Source organism: Pleomorphomonas sp. JP5, from assembly GCF_023721815.1.
GTDB lineage: Bacteria > Pseudomonadota > Alphaproteobacteria > Rhizobiales > Pleomorphomonadaceae > Pleomorphomonas.
Genome location: NZ_JAMDLI010000001.1, coordinates 139066 through 159201 on the forward strand (window position 1 = coordinate 139066; position 20136 = coordinate 159201).

19 protein-coding genes and 1 tRNA gene are annotated in these 20136 nt (G+C 62.3%); 15 read left to right on the forward strand and 5 right to left on the reverse strand.

Features of this window, described 5'->3' with window-relative positions; translation table 11 throughout:
* Positions 1–123: 123 nt before the first annotated feature.
* Positions 124–1428, reverse strand: coding sequence for an MFS transporter (locus M4J40_RS00625; protein ID WP_251751262.1), 1305 nt, complete (start codon positions 1426–1428; stop codon positions 124–126).
* Between the two features lie 518 nt (positions 1429–1946).
* Positions 1947–2022, reverse strand: a tRNA-Lys gene (locus M4J40_RS00630).
* Positions 2023–2334: 312 nt separating this feature from the next.
* Between M4J40_RS00630 and M4J40_RS00635 the strand changes: the two genes are divergently transcribed.
* The gene (locus M4J40_RS00635) at positions 2335–3546 is read left to right on the forward strand and encodes an MFS transporter (protein WP_251751264.1); all 1212 of its coding nucleotides are present in this window, start codon (positions 2335–2337) and stop codon (positions 3544–3546) included.
* A gap of 26 nt (positions 3547–3572) precedes the next feature.
* On the forward strand, positions 3573–4550 hold the full coding sequence (locus M4J40_RS00640; RefSeq protein WP_251751266.1) for a quinone oxidoreductase: 978 nt from the start codon (positions 3573–3575) through the stop codon (positions 4548–4550).
* Between the two features lie 83 nt (positions 4551–4633).
* On the opposite strand, the gene erpA is transcribed toward M4J40_RS00640, so the two are convergent.
* Complete coding sequence (gene erpA, locus M4J40_RS00645) at positions 4634–4972, reverse strand: iron-sulfur cluster insertion protein ErpA (protein WP_251751268.1); 339 nt, start codon at positions 4970–4972, stop codon at positions 4634–4636.
* A gap of 137 nt (positions 4973–5109) precedes the next feature.
* Between erpA and M4J40_RS00650 the strand changes: the two genes are divergently transcribed.
* From M4J40_RS00650 to M4J40_RS00710, 13 genes are all read left to right on the forward strand, one after another.
* On the forward strand, positions 5110–6327 hold the full coding sequence (locus M4J40_RS00650) for a deoxyguanosinetriphosphate triphosphohydrolase (protein ID WP_251751638.1): 1218 nt from the start codon (positions 5110–5112) through the stop codon (positions 6325–6327).
* A 45-nt stretch (positions 6328–6372) separates the two neighbouring features.
* The gene (gene argS, locus M4J40_RS00655; protein ID WP_251751269.1) at positions 6373–8124 is read left to right on the forward strand and encodes an arginine--tRNA ligase; all 1752 of its coding nucleotides are present in this window, start codon (positions 6373–6375) and stop codon (positions 8122–8124) included.
* Between the two features lie 60 nt (positions 8125–8184).
* Positions 8185–9708 (forward strand): SPOR domain-containing protein, encoded by a 1524-nt coding sequence (locus tag M4J40_RS00660; RefSeq protein ID WP_251751271.1) that lies wholly within the window; start codon positions 8185–8187, stop codon positions 9706–9708.
* 76 nt (positions 9709–9784) lie between these two features.
* A complete protein-coding gene (gene nagZ, locus M4J40_RS00665; RefSeq protein WP_251751272.1) occupies positions 9785–10801 on the forward strand; it encodes a beta-N-acetylhexosaminidase in 1017 nt (338 codons plus the stop codon).
* 33 nt (positions 10802–10834) lie between these two features.
* On the forward strand, positions 10835–11650 hold the full coding sequence (locus M4J40_RS00670) for a ScpA family protein (RefSeq protein WP_251751273.1): 816 nt from the start codon (positions 10835–10837) through the stop codon (positions 11648–11650).
* Positions 11651–11736: 86 nt separating this feature from the next.
* On the forward strand, positions 11737–12369 hold the full coding sequence (scpB, locus tag M4J40_RS00675; RefSeq protein ID WP_251751639.1) for an SMC-Scp complex subunit ScpB: 633 nt from the start codon (positions 11737–11739) through the stop codon (positions 12367–12369).
* 137 nt (positions 12370–12506) lie between these two features.
* Complete coding sequence (locus M4J40_RS00680) at positions 12507–12704, forward strand: twin-arginine translocase TatA/TatE family subunit (protein WP_251751274.1); 198 nt, start codon at positions 12507–12509, stop codon at positions 12702–12704.
* A 77-nt stretch (positions 12705–12781) separates the two neighbouring features.
* A complete protein-coding gene (gene tatB / locus M4J40_RS00685; RefSeq protein WP_251751275.1) occupies positions 12782–13291 on the forward strand; it encodes a Sec-independent protein translocase protein TatB in 510 nt (169 codons plus the stop codon).
* Positions 13288–14088 (forward strand): twin-arginine translocase subunit TatC, encoded by an 801-nt coding sequence (gene tatC, locus M4J40_RS00690; RefSeq protein WP_251751277.1) that lies wholly within the window; start codon positions 13288–13290, stop codon positions 14086–14088. Before tatB ends, tatC begins: the two co-directional genes overlap by 4 nt.
* Before the next feature lie 39 nt (positions 14089–14127).
* Positions 14128–15423, forward strand: a complete 1296-nt coding sequence (gene serS, locus M4J40_RS00695) for a serine--tRNA ligase (RefSeq protein ID WP_251751278.1) — start codon at positions 14128–14130, stop codon at positions 15421–15423.
* Between the two features lie 22 nt (positions 15424–15445).
* Positions 15446–16201 carry a 5'/3'-nucleotidase SurE gene (gene surE / locus M4J40_RS00700; protein ID WP_251751279.1) on the forward strand — a complete coding sequence of 252 codons (756 nt, stop codon included), beginning with the start codon at positions 15446–15448 and terminating at the stop codon, positions 16199–16201.
* A gap of 101 nt (positions 16202–16302) precedes the next feature.
* Complete coding sequence (locus M4J40_RS00705; protein ID WP_257235004.1) at positions 16303–16953, forward strand: protein-L-isoaspartate(D-aspartate) O-methyltransferase; 651 nt, start codon at positions 16303–16305, stop codon at positions 16951–16953.
* Positions 16954–17116: 163 nt separating this feature from the next.
* On the forward strand, positions 17117–18388 hold the full coding sequence (locus tag M4J40_RS00710) for a peptidoglycan DD-metalloendopeptidase family protein (RefSeq protein ID WP_251751282.1): 1272 nt from the start codon (positions 17117–17119) through the stop codon (positions 18386–18388).
* Positions 18389–18472: 84 nt separating this feature from the next.
* On the opposite strand, the gene M4J40_RS00715 is transcribed toward M4J40_RS00710, so the two are convergent.
* Positions 18473–18952 (reverse strand): hypothetical protein, encoded by a 480-nt coding sequence (locus tag M4J40_RS00715; protein WP_251751284.1) that lies wholly within the window; start codon positions 18950–18952, stop codon positions 18473–18475.
* Positions 18953–18977: 25 nt separating this feature from the next.
* Entirely contained in the window at positions 18978–19862 is an 885-nt protein-coding gene (locus M4J40_RS00720) for an ATP-binding protein (protein WP_405030703.1), read from the reverse strand.
* Between the last annotated feature and the right edge of the window lie 274 nt (positions 19863–20136).

The following is a 20136-nucleotide window of genomic DNA, read 5'->3' on the forward strand; positions in this document are numbered from 1 at the left end:
GATCGAAAGTGACGGAAATTGAGAATCCGAAGGGAAAGTTGACGATAGATCTCCGCAAAACCGTTGGATATCCAACGAGGTTGCAGTCTGGGAGAACGTCGGGAATGGCGTGTTGAAGAGGGCTCAGTCCAGGGCCTGTTGCCGCGTTTCGGCGTCGATGCGCGAAGCGGCCACGGCGGCAAGAACCAGCAATATGGCAAACAGCGCCACGGCGGCTCCAAAGCTTCGGGCGACGAGCAACGACAGAAGCGAGGGTGCCAACAGGCCGCCCAGCCTGGCCATGGCACCGGCGGCGCCCATGCCGCTCGCGCGCGCCGCCGTCGGATAGAGTTCCGGCGTGTAGGCGTAGAGCGCGCCCCATGTACCCAGAAGCGAGAAACTCATCAGCAGGATGGCCGTCACCACCAGCGTCGCGTTTCCGGCGATGACGAACAGTGCGCAACCGGCTGCCGATAGCAGCAGAAAGGCGATCAAGGTCGGCTTTCGGCCCGCGCGCTCGACGCCCCAGGCGGCCAGCGCATAGCCGGGAATCTGAGCCAGCGCCACGATGACGAGGAAGCCGTAGCCGCGAATGAAGCCGAAGCCCTCACCGGCCAGGCGGGCCGGCATCCACGTGAAGACGCCGTAATAGCTGAGCGACACCAGGAACCAGATCGCCAGCATCAGAAGCGTTCGTGCCTTCAATGCCGGTGACAGGAGGCTGACGGCCTCGGATGTCTCGCTGGCCGCGAGTGGTTCGGAGAGCGGCGCTTTGCCGTTGGTCGTCAAGACGCGGTCGATGACGGCGCGTGCTTCTTCGTTGCGCCCCTTGCGCAGAAGGTAGAGCGGTGACTCGGGGACCATCAGGCGCAGCCAGAAGCCGACCAGCGCCGGTATGGCCGTAACGAGGAAAATAGCGCGCCAGGCATCCGGCAGGCCGGCCGAGGCCGCTGCCCAGGCGGCAAGCGCCACAACGACCGTGCCAATCGCCCAGAAGGCCTCCAGCATCACCAGCCAGCGCCCACGCCGGTCCGACGGCAGGAACTCGGCCATCATGGCGTAATCGACCGGCAGGGTGCCGCCAACGGCAGCGCCCGTGAGAAATCGGGCAACAAGCAGCAGCTCAAAACTCGGCGCAAAAACCGAGGCAAGGCCAAAAATGCCGTCGCAGGCGACGGTGACCAGCAACACCCGTCGGCGACCGACACGGTCGGCAAGCTTGCCGAACAATGCCGCTCCAATCATCATGCCGAAGAAGAACAGAGTTCCGGTTTGCAACGCCTCGCGAATCGTGAGGCCAAAACTGGCGGCGATGGAGGGAGCCGTGAAGCCGACCGCCAGCACCTGCATGGCGTCCGCCGCCCAGACGAGGCCGAAGATTCCGAGGAGGCGGCGCTGAAACGGGCCGATGCCAGCATGATCAAGGGCGGAATCGATGGAGACTGTCATGACGGCCCCTCAAGTCGAAGATTGGTGCCCTCTTTCATAGACCAAAGTCGCAAAGAGGAAAACCTGACGTTTACCGAACCGGCAACTTCCGCTCGCTCGCCTGAGGGTGGACGCGACTTCGTGATCGCTCCAAGGGTGACTAATACTAAAGTAGTATGGTATAGCTGCTGCCAACGAACCTGCCCACCAACGCGAGAAGGGATCATGAGCGATTTGTCACAGGACGCCGTCAAGTGTCCGTTCATCCGGTGCCGCCATCCGGTGCCGAGGGCCTGGAGCGAAGGATGCGCCTCAAGCTGCTTCCTCCTGCGCAAGGAACGTCGGCGGATAACCGTTCGCCACACGTACGACTTCTAGCTGACAAGCTCAGGGCACCCGGCTGAAAAGCCTGCAACCGAGCAAGAGAGTTTCACGAAGGCTCCGGCATCTTGCCGGGGCCTTTGTCGTACTTAACCCAAGTCATCGGAGCTAACCGATCCTGACGTCAACTCGCTAGGCAGGACCAGACAGGAGAAAATTGGTGAGCGCGGAGGGACTCGAACCCTCGACCCCATGATTAAAAGTCACGTGCTCTACCAACTGAGCTACGCGCTCCCACCTTGATCTCGGCGACCATAGCCACCTGACGCCGAGTATATCCCTCAACGGGGACGGCGCGAACGGGCTTTCACATACTCGACCGGAACCGACATGGCAACCGAGGGCGGGGCGTTTTTCCGAAGCCTTCCGCGTCGCGGGTGTCTTCGAGTGTGTCCAAGATGGCACGGCGGCTGTGTCTTCGCCGGAGGAGTCGCCCAAGTCTCGCCGATAGAGATTGCCGGTGTTGTTTGAATCGTTTTATTGGTTTGAGTCTCTCGGCGGAAAAGCAAGTTGATCCGCCACATTCCCATTCGATCGGTGAGACCCGTGTTTACCGCCCTGCGCATCGGTACCCTTTACTTCGGCTCGTCCTTCCTTATGGCCAACTGGCTGACACGTATGCCGGATCTCCTTGCTCATCTCGGAGTTGACAAGGCGACGATGGGGCTTGCGCTTTTTCTTGGGCCGGTCGGCGCGCTGGTTACGGCTATGATCGCCGGGCCGTTGATGGATCGTTTCGCTGCTGCTCGTGTCTCGGTCTGGGGGCTCGCGCTGGCGGCCACGATGTTGTTCGGCATCGGCCTTGTCGGTCACTGGATGCTGCTGGCCGTGGTGTTGTTCTTCGCGGGTGCCGGCAACACACTGTTCGAGATCGGCGGCAATGCCGGCGTCCAGCGTCTCGAGGTGACAACTGGCGGCAAGTATATGGCGCAATGCCATGGTTACTGGAGCCTCGGTTTCGTCGCCGGCGCTCTGTCGGCCGGTCTGTTCGGGCAGTTTGGCGTGCCGCTCTTCTGGCATCTTGCGACGATGGCGGCCTCGGGCGTTCTCGCTTGCGTCGGCATCGCGTTTCTTCTGCCCGGCACCATGTACGAGCGTGTCGTTCGTCCGGTCGATGCCGCCAAGCCGCCAATGTTCACCTTGCCGAGTGTCGGCCTGATCGGGCTTTGCGTCATGGCGACCGGCGTCACCTTGGCCGAAGGCGCGGTCTACGATTGGGGGACCTTGTTCCTTCGCGAGCAACTGCAGCCCAGCCCCTTCTGGACCTCGGTCGCCTATGGGACATTCCCGCTCACCATGTTCGTCGGCCGGGTGGTCGGCGACTGGTTCCGGGCGCGCTATCGCGCGTCGAGCATCGTTCGCGTTTGCGCAACCACGACGGCGATAGGACTCCTTGGCTTTATCTTTTCGCCGCACGTTGCCATTTCCGGCCTGTCGCTGGCTTTGATGGGCGTCGGCGTATCTCTTGTGATGCCCATCGGCGTCGCCGCGGCCGGCGACAAGCCAGGCGATGCGGCGCGCAATGTCGCGGCGATGTCGATGATCATTACTGCCATATTCCTGTTGGCTCCGCCCGGAGTCGGTTTCGTCGCCGAGCATTTCGGCCTGACGGCCGCCTTTCTGCTGATGCTGCCGTTCGTGGCAATGTCCGGCGTGTTCGCTCGCGAAGCCGATCCTCCGGCAAGCGATTCTGCTGGCCAACAAAAGATGATTGGCGAGCCCGCTGCCATTGGTGGTACCAACGCTTCCGCGACTTAGTTTCAATGCTTTCGGGAGTGCAGGCCATGGTGAAGGCGATTGTCATCCGCGAGACGGGCGGCCCCGAGGTGATGTCTTTCGAGGATGTCGAGGTTGGGGCTCCCGGGCCGGGGGAAGTGCGTCTGAAGCACACGGCGATCGGCGTCAACTTCATCGACACCTACTACCGCAAGGGCCTATATCCCGCGCCCGGTGGCCTGCCATTCATTCCGGGTGCCGAGGCCGTCGGAATCGTCGAGAAGGTGGGGGAGGGCGTCGTCCAGTTCCGCCCCGGTGATCGCGTTGCTTATGCCGGATCGGTTGGCGCCTATAGCGAGGCGCGTGTCATCTCGGCGCAGAAGCTCGTTCGCGTTCCCGACGACATCGATGGGTTCACGGTGGCGGCGAGCCTCCTTAAAGGCATGACGGTCCAGTATCTGCTGCGCCAGACCTTCGAGGTGACCCGCGACCACACGGTGCTGTTTCACGCCGGCGCCGGTGGTGTAGGCCAGATCGCCGGCCAATGGCTGAAGGCGATCGGCGCAACCTCCATCGCCACCGTCGGCTCGGCGGAAAAGGCGGACATAGCCAGAGCCTGCGGCTACACCCACGTCATTAATTATCGCACGGAGGATTTCGTTGCCCGCGTGGCCGATATCACCGGTGGCGCCATGTGCGATGTGGTCTACGATTCGGTCGGCAAGGATACGTTTCCCGCTTCGCTCGATTGTCTCAAGCCGCGCGGATTGTTCGTTTCCTTTGGCAACTCCTCCGGGCCGGTATCGGAGTTCGGACTCGGCATTCTCTCGCAGAAGGGCTCGCTCTACGTCACGCGGCCGACCCTCGGCCACTATACCGCGACGCGTGGCGCTCTCGACGCCTGCGCTGAGGATCTGTTCGAGCAAATCCGCAATGACGTCGTGAGGATAAATATCGGACAGAAGTTTGCATTGGCCGATACCGTCGCCTGTCACCGGGCGATGGAGGCGCGCGAAACCGTGGGCTCGACGCTGTTGACGATCTAGTGGTTCGACGGAGACATTTGCGTCCGCGTGACACAAGCCTCGGAGCAAATGTCTCGGTCAAATTCGCTCCACTAGGGACCGGATCAGACGGCGAACGAAGTCCCGCAGCCGCAGCTTGAGGTGGCGTTCGGATTGTTGATCTTGAACGCCTGCCCCATCAGGTCGTCGACGAAGTCGATCTCCGAGCCGTCCATGAATGGCAACGACACGGCGTCGATCAGTACCGTCGCTCCGTCGCGGGTGATGGCGATATCGTCGTCGTTCCGGCCGTCCACCAGGTCGAAGCGATAGGAAAAGCCCGAACAGCCGCCACCTTCGACCGAGATTCGCAACGCGGTCTTGCCTGGCTGCTTTTCGAGTACCTTGGAGATCCGGCGCGCGGCGCTGGCGGTCATGCTGATATTGGCGGCGAGAGCTTCCATGGCGGTCCCTAGAGTCTCGAATGACTTGAAAGTGTGAACCCTGCTGACATACGTAAGGCAGCGGATGGCAATGTCAAATGACGGCTGCGAGAGCCCGTCATGCGGATTCGCAAGGACCGGTAGCGCTTCGGGAGGCAATAGTGGTAAGTCTGGGGTTTGGTACGGAGCCGCTGGCGCCTTTTGCAACCCAGCCCGAGGAGAGTCGAGGGCGGCGCTATCCAGAGCCAGCGAGTCCGACACGAACCCCTTTCCAGCGTGATCGTGACCGCATCATCCACTCGACGACGTTTCGGCGGCTGAAGCACAAGACGCAGGTGTTCGTCTTCCACGAGGGTGATCACTACAGAACCCGCCTTACTCACACGCTGGAGGTTGCCCAGATCGCCCGCGCGCTCGCCCGCGCCCTCAGACTCAACGAGGATCTGGCTGAAGCGCTGGCCCTGGCTCACGATGTTGGGCATACGCCCTTTGGGCATACCGGCGAGGACGCGCTTGACGCCTGTCTTGTCGACTTCGGAGGCTTCGACCACAACGCCCAGTCTTTCCGGGCCGTCACCGAGCTCGAGCACTCCTATGCCGAGTTCGACGGTCTCAACCTTTCGTGGGAAACGCTGGAGGGGCTCGTCAAGCACAACGGCCCGCTGACCGACAAGGACGGCAAGGCGATTGGTCGTCACGCAGGACGAGGACTGCCGGTGGCGCTCCTCGCCTATCCGGATCTCTACTCGCTCAAGCTTGACACATATGCCAGCGCCGAGGCGCAGTGCGCGGCGATTGCCGACGATATCGCCTATGATGCGCACGACATCGACGACGGGCTGCGTGCCGGACTGTTCTCTCTTGATGATCTCCGGCCGCTGCCGCTGATCGGTGGCTTCCTTGAGGCGATCGGGACGAAGTATCCGGGGCTTGATAGGCACCGTACCATCCATGAGATCACGCGTCGGTTGATCACCGCGATGGTGGAGGACGTCATCGTCGCGTCAGTTAAGCGACTCGCGGAGCTCCGTCCCCACTCATCCGACGACATTCGGCAGGCCGGCCGTACCATCGTGACTTTTTCCGAGGAAATGGCCGCCATAGACACCGCCATCAAGGGGTTCCTCTTTCCCCGCATGTACAGGCATCCCGAAGTCATGCGTGTCCGAGGCGACGCCGATCGCGTGGTCAGGGATCTGTTCAACACCTATGTGGCCCACCCCGATTTCATGCCCAAGGAGTGGCGAAACGATCTCAATGCAGGAGACGATGTGGTTCTCGCCCGGCGGGTGGGTGACTATATTGCCGGCATGACCGACCGCTTCGCCATCCAGGAGCATCGCCGCTGGTTTGACGATACGCCGGAATTGCGCTAGGCCGCTCGCCGATTGGCCGGAATTCCGGCTCCCACGAGGTACCCGATGAATATCTTCCAGGTGTTCGGCGAGCGCATTCGCTCGGCCATCGCTTCCTTGCCGCTTGACGTTCCGGCCGACGCCCTGTCTCGCGTCTCCGTCGAGCCGCCGCGCGATGCGAGCCACGGCGATGTCGCCACCAACGCCGCCATGCTTCTGGCAAAGCCTCTGAACCGGAAGCCGCGGGACCTTGCCGAGGAGATCGCCGTCGTTCTGCGGAGCGATGCGGACGTCGAGGCGGTCGAGGTGGCGGGGCCTGGGTTTATCAATCTGCGTCTGTCGCCTGCTTTCTGGACCGGATTTCTGAAGACCTCGCTCTCCCAGGGGCTGGATGTCGGCGGTACCCGTCTCGGCAAGGGCCTCAAGGTCAATGTAGAATACGTTTCGGCCAATCCGACCGGACCCATGCATGTCGGCCACTGCCGCGGCGCCGTGGTTGGCGACGCGCTCGCCAGGCTGCTGGCCAAGGCCGGATTCGACGTGACCAAAGAATACTATATCAACGATGCTGGCGGTCAGATCGATGTTCTGGCCCGGTCAGCCTTCCTGCGCTATCGCGAGGCGCTTGGAGAGGCGATCGAGATTCCAGAAGGGCTCTATCCCGGCGACTATCTCAAGCCGGTTGGCGAGGCGCTCAAGACGACTTGGGCCAATCGTCTCCTGGCGATGCCGGAGAGCGAGTGGCTTCCCATCGTCAAGAAGCTCGCCGTTGACATGATGATGGACATGATCCGATCCGATCTGGCCTTGCTGGGCGTTCGGCATGATCTGTTCTTTTCCGAGAAGACGCTGCACGATCCCCGTGAGAACAAGTCCTCCGAGATTGCCGAGATGATCGACGAGTTCCGCCAGCGGGATCTGGTTTACGATGGTCGCTTGCCTCCCCCCAAGGGACAGTTGCCCGAGGACTGGGAAGATCGTGAACAGGTGCTCTTCCGCTCCTCGGCCGCTGGCGACGACGTTGATCGCCCGCTCGTCAAGTCGGATGGCAGCTACACCTACTTCGCCGCCGACGTCGCCTACATGCGCTCGAAGTACCAGCGAGGCTTCAAACAGATGATCTTCATTCTGGGTGCCGATCACGGTGGTTACGTGAAGCGCCTCGAAGCGGTGGGAAGCGCCATCTCCGGCGGGACCATCGAGGTGATCGTCCGACTGTGTCAGCTTGTGAAGCTCTATCGCGGCGGCGAGCCGGTGAAGATGAGCAAGCGCTCCGGCGATTTCGTCACGCTCGCTGATGTCGTCGAGGAAGTCGGAAGCGATGCCGTGCGCTTCATGATGTTGATGCGCAAGAACGACGCGCCGCTCGACTTCGACTTCGTGAAGGTGAAGGAACAGAGCAAGGACAACCCGGTCTTCTATGTCCAGTATGCCCATGCCCGCTGCCATTCGATCCTGCGGCAGGCCCGCGAAGTGGCGCCCGATGTTGCCGCGGCGGACGACTCAGTAGCGCCGCTCCACCTGCTGGCCGATCCGAGCGAGCTCACGCTGATCCGGAAGCTGGCAGAGTTTCCTCGCATTATCGATGCCGCCGCAGATACGCATGAGCCACATCGCGTCGCTTTTTATCTGTATGAGTTGGCTAGCGACTTTCATGGGCACTGGAACGCCGGCAAGGATAATGTAAGTTTGCGTTTTGTTAACCCTGATGAACCACTGTTGACCCACGCGCGCTTGGCTTTGGTCAGGGCAGTCCGGAACGTTCTTGCTTCGGGCCTTGAGGTTCTCGGCGTCAATGCGCCCGAAGAGATGAGGTAGTAGCCTCGACGGATCGGTCGGTCCTGGCGGTGGCGAAGAAAGACGGGAAGAGCTACGCCGATGGTTAGGAGCAGCGCAGCCGAACAATCGCCGATGCGGCCCGCCGTATCCGTCGATAACGATCATCTTGCCGACGATGAGCGCTACTATCAGGACCTCCTGAATGGCCGCGAGGCCAGTGATGCGGACATGGACCAGTTTGTCGACGCTCTCGCTGCCGAACTGGAGCAAGATATCGCGTCGATGAATCCGGTCGATGTGCGTACCGGCCAAGTCTACAAGCCGGCCAATGCGCGCAAGTCCAGCACGGCGTACGACCCGTGGGACGATCAGGCGCTCGATGAGTTCATGGCCGAGTTTGAACGCGACGGCGTCGATCCGGTCATTGACGAGTTTGGCGTTCTGCCTCCGCATGAGGGGAGGGGTGAGGCCGAGCCGTCCGAGGCGCGTGGTCGACGCGGTCTCATGACGGCCGCTGCGGCCGCAGTTCTTCTTCTGGCCGCCGGTTTTGCCGGCTGGGCTTTCTTTGGTGGCAGCTCAGGATTCGGCGAGACGGTGGTGGTCAAGGCGCCCGATGGCCCGTACAAGGTCAAGCCCGACCCGAACGCTCAGGAAGTGGTTGCTTCGGCAGAAGGCGCCTCGGTCTACGATTCAGTCGGTGGTACGCCGCCCAAAAGCGAAGAGCGGCTGGTCGCGCGTAGCGGAGATGTGCCGGAGTTGCCGGCTGTCACGCCGCATGTCTCGCGCATTACTCTGCCTGACGGTCAGGAGGTCGAAGCGGAGCTTCCGACCGGTTTCGATCCCAATGAGACCGGACCTAGGCGGGTTCGTACGGTTCTTGTTCGACCCGATGGCTCGCTGATAGAAACGCCATCGGACACGGCGGGCAATGGTGCTGCTGCTTCGCTGCCGCCCAGCGATGGCGCAGGCCAGATCATTGCTCGCAGTGAGACCGTAAACGGTACACCGGGCGACGACAGTGACGTCGGCACCGGGTTGCCGCCGCTTTCCTCGAACAATCAGACCGTGGCTTCCGATGCGCCATCGGCGCCTCAGGGGCTGCCGTCAAGCAATCTGACCGACGCCTCAGGGCAGCCGATGCCGATCAATCTCGCCGCCCTGGCCAATCCAGCGGCGGACACATCCGTCGAGACGACGGCATCGGTGCCGACCGAAGCCGCAGCCCCGCTGCCTCCCGTCAAGCCGGCAGCCCCTCAGGCGGCGCCGACATCCGGGCCGCTCGATCTGACAGCCGCCGCTTCCCAGCCGCAGCCGGTTGCGCCGACCGAGGTAGCCAGCCTTCCGGCGGCTACAGAGACAACGGCGACGTCGGGAGGGACGGCGGGCGCCTATGTGCAGTTGTCTTCGCAGCGGAGTGAAGACGCGGCTCGCTCGGCATTCGCTTCTCTGCAGCGCAAGTATCCTTCCATTCTGGGCTCGGCTTCCGTGGATATTCAGAGGGCCGACCTCGGATCCAAGGGGGTCTATTACCGGGCTCGCGTCGGGGCTCCGAACCGAGATGCCGCAGTGGCGCTCTGCGAACAGCTTCGTTCGGCAGGTGGTGACTGTCTGATCGCACGCTGAATGTCGATTGACGATCATTAGCCGCGTCGAGATGCCGGACGGCATTCGGCGTGGCTTGTCATTTGGAGAACCTCCCATGTCTCGCGCATTTGTGACCGGGCTCAAGGGCACGGTGCTTTCGGCTGAGGAGCGCGCTTTTCTAAGCGAGGCCGCGCCTTGGGGGCTTATCCTGTTTCGTCGCAACGTCGAAAGCCGCGACCAGTTGAAGCGCCTGACCGATGATTTTCGCGATGCCGTTGGCTGGCAGGCGCCGGTATTGGTCGATCAGGAAGGCGGACGCGTCCAGCGCCTGACTGCGCCGCATTGGCGCAAATATCCGTCAGGACGCCGGCTGGCAGGAGCGGCCGCGCTTGCCGGCGATATCGGGTTGATTGCCGACGTCGCCCATCTGATCGGCGATGATCTTGCCGCTGTTGGCATCGACGTCGACTGCGCGCCCTGTCTCGATATAGCGACGCCGGACATGACGCCGGCCATCGGCGACCGCAGCTATGGGGAGAGCCCGAACCTCGTCGCTTCCGCCGGCCGCGCCTTTGCAGACGGTCTGATGGCGGCCGGTTTGCTGCCGGTTGTCAAGCATGTGCCGGGGCATGGCCGCGCCTGCGTCGACAGCCATCACGAGCTCCCCGTGGTCGACGCCGTTCTCGAAAGCCTCGCTTCCGCCGATTTCATGCCCTTCGCAGCCCTTGCCGATTTGCCGGCGGCGATGACGGCCCACCTGGTCTATACCGCCATCGATCCAGTTCATCCCGCGACGCAATCTCGTGTTGTCATTGAGAAGATCATCCGCGGTCGAATCGGCTTTGACGGTCTTCTTTTCTCAGACGACCTGTCGATGAATGCGCTGAGGGGAACGCTGGCCGAACGGGCGCGGGCGACGCTTGCCGCTGGCTGCGATATCGCACTTCATTGTTCGGGCGATATGGCCGAGATGGTGGCCGTTGCCGCGGAAGCGCCCGAACTCGTTGGAAAAGCCGCAGCGCGGGCTGAAAGAGCATTGAAGGTGCGTGTGGGATCGCCGCATGATGATCCCGATGGCGTTCTCGCCCGGCTCGACGCCGCGCTGGTCGCTTACGACGCCGTCGTGGTGTGAGCGACGTCGTAACACGGGGTGAAACGGCCTTCCATGGCGACCACCGACGAATGGAGCGAGACCCGGCTCGATATCGATGCGACCGCCGGAGAGGCTTTCGTGGTCGATGTCGATGGCTTCGAAGGGCCGCTCGATCTATTGCTGACGCTGGCGCGCAATCAGAAGGTGGATCTCGCCCGTATATCCATCCTCGCGCTGGCCAATCAGTATCTGGCCTTCATCGAACGGCTGGGTGAGAGAAGGTTGGAGCTCGCCGCCGATTATCTGGTCATGGCTGCCTGGCTTGCCTATCTCAAGTCGCGCCTGATGTTGCCGCCCGACGAGACGCCTGGGGATGAACCTTCCGCCGAGGAACTTGCGGGCATGCTGGCGATGCGGCTGAAGCGGCTTGAGGGGATCCGCATCCTGGCGGAGCGTCTCGTCGACCGCTCGCGGCTGGGCCGCGACGTGTTGCCACGCGGTGCCCCGGAGGAAATGGGCCTCGTGCGACGCTCGCTTTGGGAAGCGAGCCTTTTCGATCTGCTCGACGCCTATGGCCGCCAGCGCCAGCGCGACATGGTCCGCGTGCACACGGTCCGTAAACGGCAAGTCTGGGCGTTGGCCGACGCGCGAGATCTGCTGGAGCGCCTGATTGGCGCAATTCCCGACTGGACGCCGATCGACGATTATCTCATCCACTACATGACCGGTCCGGAGTCTCGGGCCACCGTGCGCGCCTCTGCGTTCTCGGCGTCGCTGGAGCTTGTGCGCGAAGGACGAATGGAGTTGATGCAGTCCGGACCTTTTGCTCCGCTCTACATACGCAAGGGACAGGGACGGCCGGACACGCCGGAGGAGGGCGACCAATGAGCCGTTCGGGCCTCAGCGATGATACGCGGCACGGTCAGCTGCGGCTGTTTGCCGGTGATCGCGATCCGGCCGAATACGAAGCCTGGATGGCGGCGATTCGGGGCGCCGAAGCGATTCTTTTCGCCTCGGCGCAACCGGTCGGCGCCGATGAGCTTGCCGAACGCCTGGCGCCCGGCACCGACGTGCCCCAGGTGTTGGCCGATCTCCGTACCATCTACGCGTCTCGGGGAGTGAACCTCGTCGAAGTCGCCGGAAAGTGGATGTTCCGGACGGCGCCAGACCTTGCTCACCTGCTGACACGGGAACAGGTTGAACCGAAGAAGCTGTCGCGCGCGGCGTTGGAAACGCTGGCCATCATCGCCTACCATCAGCCTGTTACCAGGGCCGAGATCGAGGAAATACGCGGCGTATCCACCAACAAGGGGACCCTCGACGTTCTGATGGAAACCGGTTGGATCAGGATGCGTGGTCGCCGCCGTACGCCTGGACGTCCGCTCACCTATGGCACGACCGAGGCCTTCCTGGTCCATTTCGGCCTCGACGCGGTCACCGATCTTCCCGGTGTCGATGACCTCAAGGCGGCCGGATTCCTGGAGGGGGCGGTGCCGCCTGGCTTCCGCGTTCCGGTTCCCAATGCATCGGATGCGCTGATGCCAGACGAGGACCCCCTGACGGAGCTTGATTTCCAGGACTACACCCCGCTTCCGCCTGACGAGTGAGGCGGCCCGACGGCTTCCTCGCTCGCATCTTGAGAATGCCGGAATTCCTTCATAGCTTCATTGCGGTTTCTTGCGACTAGGCTTTCGTTGTGCAAGAGTGCCGCCCACTTTTGGGCGAGCGCCCTCAGGAGACAAAAATGGGTTCGTTGAGCATCTGGCACTGGTTGATCGTCTTGGTCGTCGTCCTCGTCCTGTTCGGTGGTCGCGGTAAGATCCCCGAGTTGATGGGTGATTTCGCCAAGGGTATCAAGAACTTCAAGAAGGGGATGTCCGAAGACGACGAGACGCCGCCGAAGCCCGTCGAGAACAAGACCGACGACTCTCCGCGAAGCTGATCGATCTTCGCAATCTGGTTCTTTTCGGGGTGTCGTGCCTGAGGGCGCGGTGACCGCCGACGGCGGGCGTGTGAACGATGTTTGAAGTCGGCTGGACGGAAATCCTGATGATCGCCATCGTGGCGCTTATCGTCTTTCCCACGAAGGATTTGCCGCGCCTGCTCAGGACCGTCGGTCAAGTGGTGGGCAAGGCGCGGCGCATGGCGGGCGACATGCAGGCGCAGTTCGGTCAGGCGCTGCGCGAGGCCGAGAGAGAGGCCGATCTGAGCGACATCAAGAGCAGCATTCAGAACGCCAATCCTCTGACCGACCTCAAGAAGACCTTCGATCCCGTTCGTACCCTCGGCGACGATCTGAAGAAATCGATGACCGCGCCAATCCCGCCGAAGTCGGACGAATCCTCCGCCAGCCCGTCCCTTGTAGACACGCCTCCAAAAGCGACGGCCGAGGAGGGCGTGGATGCGTCGGTCCCGACGGAGTCGCTTCCTCCGACCGAAGCGTCGCAGACGGCCAACGCAGAGCAACCGGTAGGTGAACGGGCTTCCGGGACTGCCGCCTCTGACGAAAAGAGCGGGAGCGTGGCATGACGACCAAGGATGAAGACGACGAGATCGAGTCGTCCAAGGCTCCTCTCATCGAGCATCTCGCCGAGCTGCGTTCCCGCCTTCTCAAGTCGGTGGTCGCGATACTCGTTTGCTTCCTGCTTTGCTTCTTCTTTGCTCACGACATTTTCAATGTCCTGGTCATCCCCTACGAGCGCGCGGCTGGTGAAGCGCAGAACGTGCGGCTGATCTATACGGCGCCGCAGGAGTATTTCTTCACGCAGCTCAAGCTTGCTCTGTTCGGCGCCCTGTTCATCGCGTTCCCGGTCATCGCCAACCAGATCTACATGTTCGTGGCTCCGGGCCTCTACAAGCACGAGCGACAGGCCTTCTTGCCCTTTCTCGTCGCAACGCCGATTCTTTTCCTGCTTGGCGCGCTGATGGTGTTCTTCTTCGTGATGCCGGCCATCATGATGTTTTTCATGTCGATGCAGCAGGCCGGCGGCAATGGACAGGCGGCGATCGAGCTATTGCCCAAGGTGTCGGAGTACCTGGGGCTGATCATGACTTTGATCTTCGCCTTTGGCATCGTTTTTCAGTTGCCGGTGGTGCTGACGCTGCTCGGCCGTGTGGGGGTCGTCACCGAAGCCGGGCTGAAATCGTGGCGTCGCTATGCCATCCTGCTGTCCTTCGTCGTGGCAGCCATTCTGACGCCGCCCGATCCGATGAGCCAAATCCTGCTTGCGGTTCCGACGATGCTTCTCTACGAAGTGTCCATCATTGCCGTCAGGTACATCAACAAGCGCGGCGAGTCCCGGGACGTCTCCACCACCGAAGGCTGATGCGAGGGCTCCGGCGGACGTGCCGCGCGGGGAAAGCCAATGCTCGACATCAAGTGGATTCGCGACAATCCGGAAGCCCTGAAGCACGCCTTGATGCGGCGCGGCCAGTCGGCGGACATCGCCGAAGCCACCGTCTCGGAGACTATTCGTCTCGACGACGCGCGCCGGGCCAATATCAAGTCTCTTCAGGAGGCGCAGGAACGCCGCAACGCTGCGTCCAAGGAAATCGGCAAGGCCAAGGCCAGCAAGGACGAAGGCCGCGCCGCTGAACTGATGGAAGAGGTCGCGCGCATCAAGTCGTTCATTCAGGACGGCGAAGCGAAGGAGCGCGAGCTCGACGCCGCCCTTGATGACGCGCTGTCGGTGATTCCCAACTCACCGCTTGAAGATGTGCCCGATGGTCCGGACGAAAGCGCCAACGTCGAGCATCACCGTTTTGGCGAACCTCGCCAGTTCAACTGGGCGAAGGAGCATTTCGAGCTTGGCGAAGGGCTTGGAATGATGGATTTCGAGCGAGCGGCCAAGCTGGCTGGCGCCCGCTTCACCGTGGTGAAGAGCCATTTGGCCCGCCTTGAGCGCGCGCTCGGTCAGTTCATGATCAACCTGCATACCATCGAGCATGGCTACACGGAGGTGATTCCACCTCTGATGGTGCGCGACGAGGTGATGTACGGCACCGGTCAGTTGCCGAAGTTCTCCGAAGACCTCTTCAAGACGACCGACGGCCGCTGGCTGATCCCGACGGCCGAGGTGCCGCTGACCAATCTCGTCCGTGAAGAGATCCTGGAAGAGAAGGACCTGCCGCTGCGTTTTACGGCGCTGACGCCGTGCTTCCGTTCCGAAGCCGGTTCAGCCGGCCGCGACGTGCGCGGCATGCTGCGCCAGCATCAGTTCAACAAGGTCGAGCTTGTTTCCATAACGGCCCAGGAAAAGTCGATCGAAGAGCACGAACGCATGCTTGCCTGCGCTGAAGAAGTGCTGAAGCGCCTCGGGCTTGCCTATCGCGTCGTGACGCTTTGCACCGGCGACATGGGCTTCGGCAGTCGCAAGACCTACGATATCGAGGTTTGGCTACCTGGTCAGAAGAGGTTCCGTGAGATCTCTTCCTGCTCGGTCTGCGGCGACTTCCAGGGGCGGCGCATGAATGCCCGCTACCGTCCGACGGGTGAGCCCAAGGGCACTCGCTTCGTGCATACGCTCAACGGCTCCGGCGTCGCCGTCGGCCGCGCTCTCATTGCCGTCATGGAGACCTGGCAGAACGAGGATGGCTCGGTGACGGTTCCAGATGTGCTGCTGCCTCTGATGGGTGGCGTCACACGCCTCGAGAAAGCTTGAAACTGAAACGGAAGGCCCGGCAATGCGCATCCTGATTTCCAACGATGACGGTATTCATGCGCCGGGCCTCGTGGCGCTTGAAAACATTGCCCGCGCGCTCAGTGACGATGTCTGGGTGGTCGCCCCTGAAACGGATCAGTCCGGCTTCGCTCATTCGCTGACGCTGCACGACCCGCTCCGGGCGCGAAAGATCGACGAACGCCGTTTCGCCGTGCGCGGCACGCCGACCGACTGCGTCATCATGGGCGTTCGTCACATCATGCCGGACCGCCCGGATCTCGTGTTGTCGGGTGTCAATGCCGGTACGAACATGGCAGACGACGTCACTTATTCGGGAACCGTCGCTTGCGCCATTGAGGCAACACTGCTCGGCATACCCGCAGTCGCCTTGAGCCAGGCCCACGAGGACTTCGTTGGGCGCATCCCCTTCGAGACCGCAGAGGCCCTGGGGCCGGACATCCTGCGAAAGCTGACGGGGCAGGGGATTGCCCACGGCACTTTCATCAACGTCAACTTCCCCAACTGTCATCCGTCCGAAGTAGCTGGCATCGAGGTAACTCGGCAGGGGAACTTCGCCTACGACCATGGCATCGACGTGGAGAAGCGAATCGACGCGCGCAACAAGCCCTATTACTGGCTGACTTTCCGGCGCGGCGAGATGTTGTGCGCACAGGGAACCGACGCGTTTGCGATTTCTCGCAACAAGGTCTCCGTCAGCCCGCTCCGCCTCGACCTGACGGATATGGCGACCATGGAGAAACTTCAGGCCTTGTTCTGATCGAAACTCTTTTTCAAGGCTGTTCGTCTTACTTTTGACACCTCGGTCATAAATGCAGCGTCGCAACTCATGTTTTGCGGCATTGCGAGAGAATGGTGTCGATGAGGCCTTTCGAGCCGGACAAGGTGGCGATCGCGGAGCTGACGATGAAGCTCCGCGGGATGGGTGTCACCGATACCCGGCTGTTGCGCGCCCTTGAGCTCGTTCCGCGTCGTATGTTCGTGGCGGCTTCCCATCAGGCGAGCGCCTACCTCGATCGATCATTGCCCATCGAATGCGGGCAAACCATCAATGCCCCCTCCACCGTGGCCCTTATGGTGTCCGCGCTCGCCGTCGAGCCTAATGACAGAGTGCTCGAGGTCGGCTGTGGCTCAGGCTTTCAAGCTGCCATTCTCGCCCACCTCGCCGCGCAAGTGGTGACGATGGACAGGTTCCGAAGCCTTATCGATATCGCCGAGGACCGCCTGTCGGCTCTGAGGCTATCCAACGTCATCACCCTTCTTGGTGATGGCCTTGAGGGTTTTACGCGCCACGCGCCCTATAATCGCATCCTCGTCGACGGAGCCGTCGAGAAGGTGCCGACGGCGCTCCTCGATCAACTCGCCGACAGGGGGATTCTGGTCGCCCCTGTAGGAGTTGGCCACACCCAGACGCTGGTGCGAATCTCTCGCGATGGGCGTCTGTTCCACCGGGCCGAGCTCGGCGCGATCCGGCAGTTCCCACTAAGGGAAGGTGTGGCTCGAAGGCTGTGAGTCCCGATGCTCGGGCTGCGCTCGTTCACCGAAAGTCTTGAGGAAATCCGCCGTTTTCCCTGGGTCCAGGGTGTGCTCGACGCCTGACATTTTGTCGCTTTAAGCCTTTATCAACGTTACTGCGGCTTAATCATTACAGTTGAAGTCGAGCAGGCGAGACCTGATGACCATGAGTAACCTAGCGATCTGCCGGACCTCCCGCTTACTGGCCCAGGTTGCCGCCGTTGCCATTCTGGCCGGCTTTTCGGCCGGCTGCAGCGGCGACGTCAGCCGTTTCGGAAATGTGTTTGCCGAGACGGACAATCAGGACCAGATCATTGGGCGCGCCGATCCGATGCCCACCGGATCTATAAACGCCCAGGCGACCTATGCGCAGCCCGCCTATGCGCAACCGGCCTACCCGCAGCAGACTTATGCCGCGCCGGCCCCCACCTATCCCTCCGCAGGGGCCGTGTCCTCCAACACCTTGCCGCCTGCGCCGGGCGCCGTGGTCAACAACGGCGCCTACGTTCGCCCGAACCAGACCGCGTCGCTGCCCGCAACGGGGACGGCTCCCAGCACCCAGCCGTGGACGCCTTCGAACGGGACCGCCGTCATGGTGAAGCCGGGCGATACCGTGCAGGTGCTCGCTCGCCGTTATGGCGTCGCCGAGTCGTCTCTGCTTGCCGCCAATGGACTTGTCGCTGGCGCTCCGCTGACTCCCGGCCAGAACATCGTCATCCCTGCTTATGGGCAACAGAGCGCGGCCGCCGCCGCTGCAACGGCGCCCGGCCCCCAGATTATTGGTCAGCTTCCCCCGGTAAAGCCACCTGCGCCGAAGTCGGTCTCGAGCGAAGTGGCTGCGGCCGTTCCGGGCAAGCCGGCTCCCGTCAAGACCACCAACGTCGCCATGGCGTCTGGCACAACGGCAACGGACGCCAAGCCTGGGCTGCTGCCGCCCTCCGGCAACACACCCGGTCAGCAAACCAACCGGCAAGTCGCAGCGCTGGCGCCCAGCCAGAGCCAGCCGAGCGCCAAGACCGCCACGCCGACTTCATCCGGAGTGGAGAGCGCTGCCGACGGCAGTTTCCGCTGGCCGGTGCGCGGTCGGGTCATTTCCGCTTTCGGCGTCAAGCCAGGCGGCGAGCGCAATGACGGCATCAACATCGAGGTGCCCGAGGGGACGCCGATCAAGGCGGCCGAGGGTGGTCAGGTGATTTATGCCGGCAACGAACTGAAAGGCTTTGGCAACTTGGTGCTGGTGAAGCACCCCAACGGCTTCGTGTCGGCTTATGCTCACGCCAGCGAAGTGCTGGTCCAGCGTGGAGACAGCATCCTGCGCGGTCAGACCATCGCCAAGGTTGGCGCCACCGGCAATGTCAGCCGGCCGCAGCTGCACTTCGAAATCCGCAATGGCAATCGTCCGGTCGATCCGCTTCCCTATCTCAGTGGCTGACGGATCGTCGGTACAGACAGCACATTTCCTTTCACCGGCGGCTTTGGCCGCCGGCTCTTTATGCGCGACGAGGCGCCAGAGGTATCAGCGCCAGTCTCGCGGAATCACCCTTTCGTCCTCAGTGACGCAGGCAAGCGAAGCGGCTGGTGCCTGATTGTCGCGGCCGGCCATATAGGCAGCGCCGGCATCGTCCCCGCAGATCGGCTTTGCGATCACTTCATATCCGGCCCGGCGAAGGCATCCACCGATATAGCGCTCCCGCAACTCGGCATTGACGTCCTTGGTGTGGCTGCTGCCGGGATAGACGAATCCGCCGGTTCTCCGGCAGTAACGGCGACCGCTCTCCGGGTCTTCCCGGCATTCGGTGAATCCCGGCCTGTACTCTGGTGGCCGAATGACCGTGACCATGGCCTGCGGGATTTTCTCAAGCGACTCGATGCGGCACTGGTCCGCCGCCGCTTGCCGGTCCGCGAAACTCGATCCTGCTTTGTAGACGACAGGCACCGGTGACGACACGCAACCCGCGAGCAGGGCGAGCGCGCCCAACGCAACGACACGCCTCATCTCGATTCTCCTCCCATACCATCGGTCAGGCGCCGAGCCTAAGCCTACCGGCAAGGTCTTGGACGTACTGCCAGGCGACTCGGCCCGATCTCGCACCCCGCGTCCGCTCCCATTCTAGAGCTTCCGCTCGGAGAACATCCATGTCGATTTCCAGTTCCAGTGCTGCGACGTACCCGCGCACCATCTCAAGATAATCGTCCTGTGAGCAGTTATGAAAGCCAACCCACAGACCAAAGCGGTCGGACAACGACACTTTCTCCTCCACCGCTTCGCCGGGGTTGATCGCCGTTGCGCGCTCGTTCTCCATCATTTCGCGTGGCAGAAGATGGCGGCGGTTGGATGTGGCGTAGAACACGACATTGTCAGGCCTTCCTTCGATGCCGCCTTCCAGCACGGCCTTGAGCGACTTGTAGGATGTGTCCCCGTGGTCGAAGGAGAGATCGTCACAGAACAGGATGAAGCGATGGCGGCTGTCGCGCAGCAACTTCATCAGGGCGGGGAGACTCTCGATGTCCTCCCTGTGGATCTCGATCAGCTTGACCGGTGTGAAGCCGGCGCGGTCGGCGAGGCGCTGATTGACCTCGGCCTGGGACGCTTTCACCAGTGAAGACTTGCCCATGCCGCGAGCGCCCCAGAGAAGGACGTTGTTGGCCGGCAGGCCACGCGCGAAGCGCTCGGTGTTGGCGACGATCATGTCGCGGTGGCGATCAATGCCTTTGAGAAGACCAATGTCGACCCGGTTGACTCGCTGGACCGGTTGCAGCGAGGCCGGGTCGGCGACGAACACGAATGCGTCGCTCGCGTCGAAATCGGGTGTGCCCGGCGCCGCGGGCGCCAGCCGCTCAAGAAGGTCGGCGATGCGCTCCAGATGGGCGTTCAGTGTTTCTATGGGGGAAGCGCTCACGTCCATGCTCCTATGTCCCGCTTGCTCACGCCTGGGCTTGTGTCTGTGTACCGCGCGGTACTCCCTAACTTTCTCTAGCCCTCCCAGTGCCTCGATGCAAACCAGCGGCGACCGTTTCCGGTACGCTTTGCCGCAAATCCTGCCGGAGACTACCTAGACATGCCGGTCAGGACGCCGAGGTGCATAGCTTTGGTTTGCAAAGTCCTTCGGCCTAGGTATATTCCGGCCACTTTCGAGTGGGCTGATACCCGCTCCTCGATGTCTCAATGCCTCGTCGGTC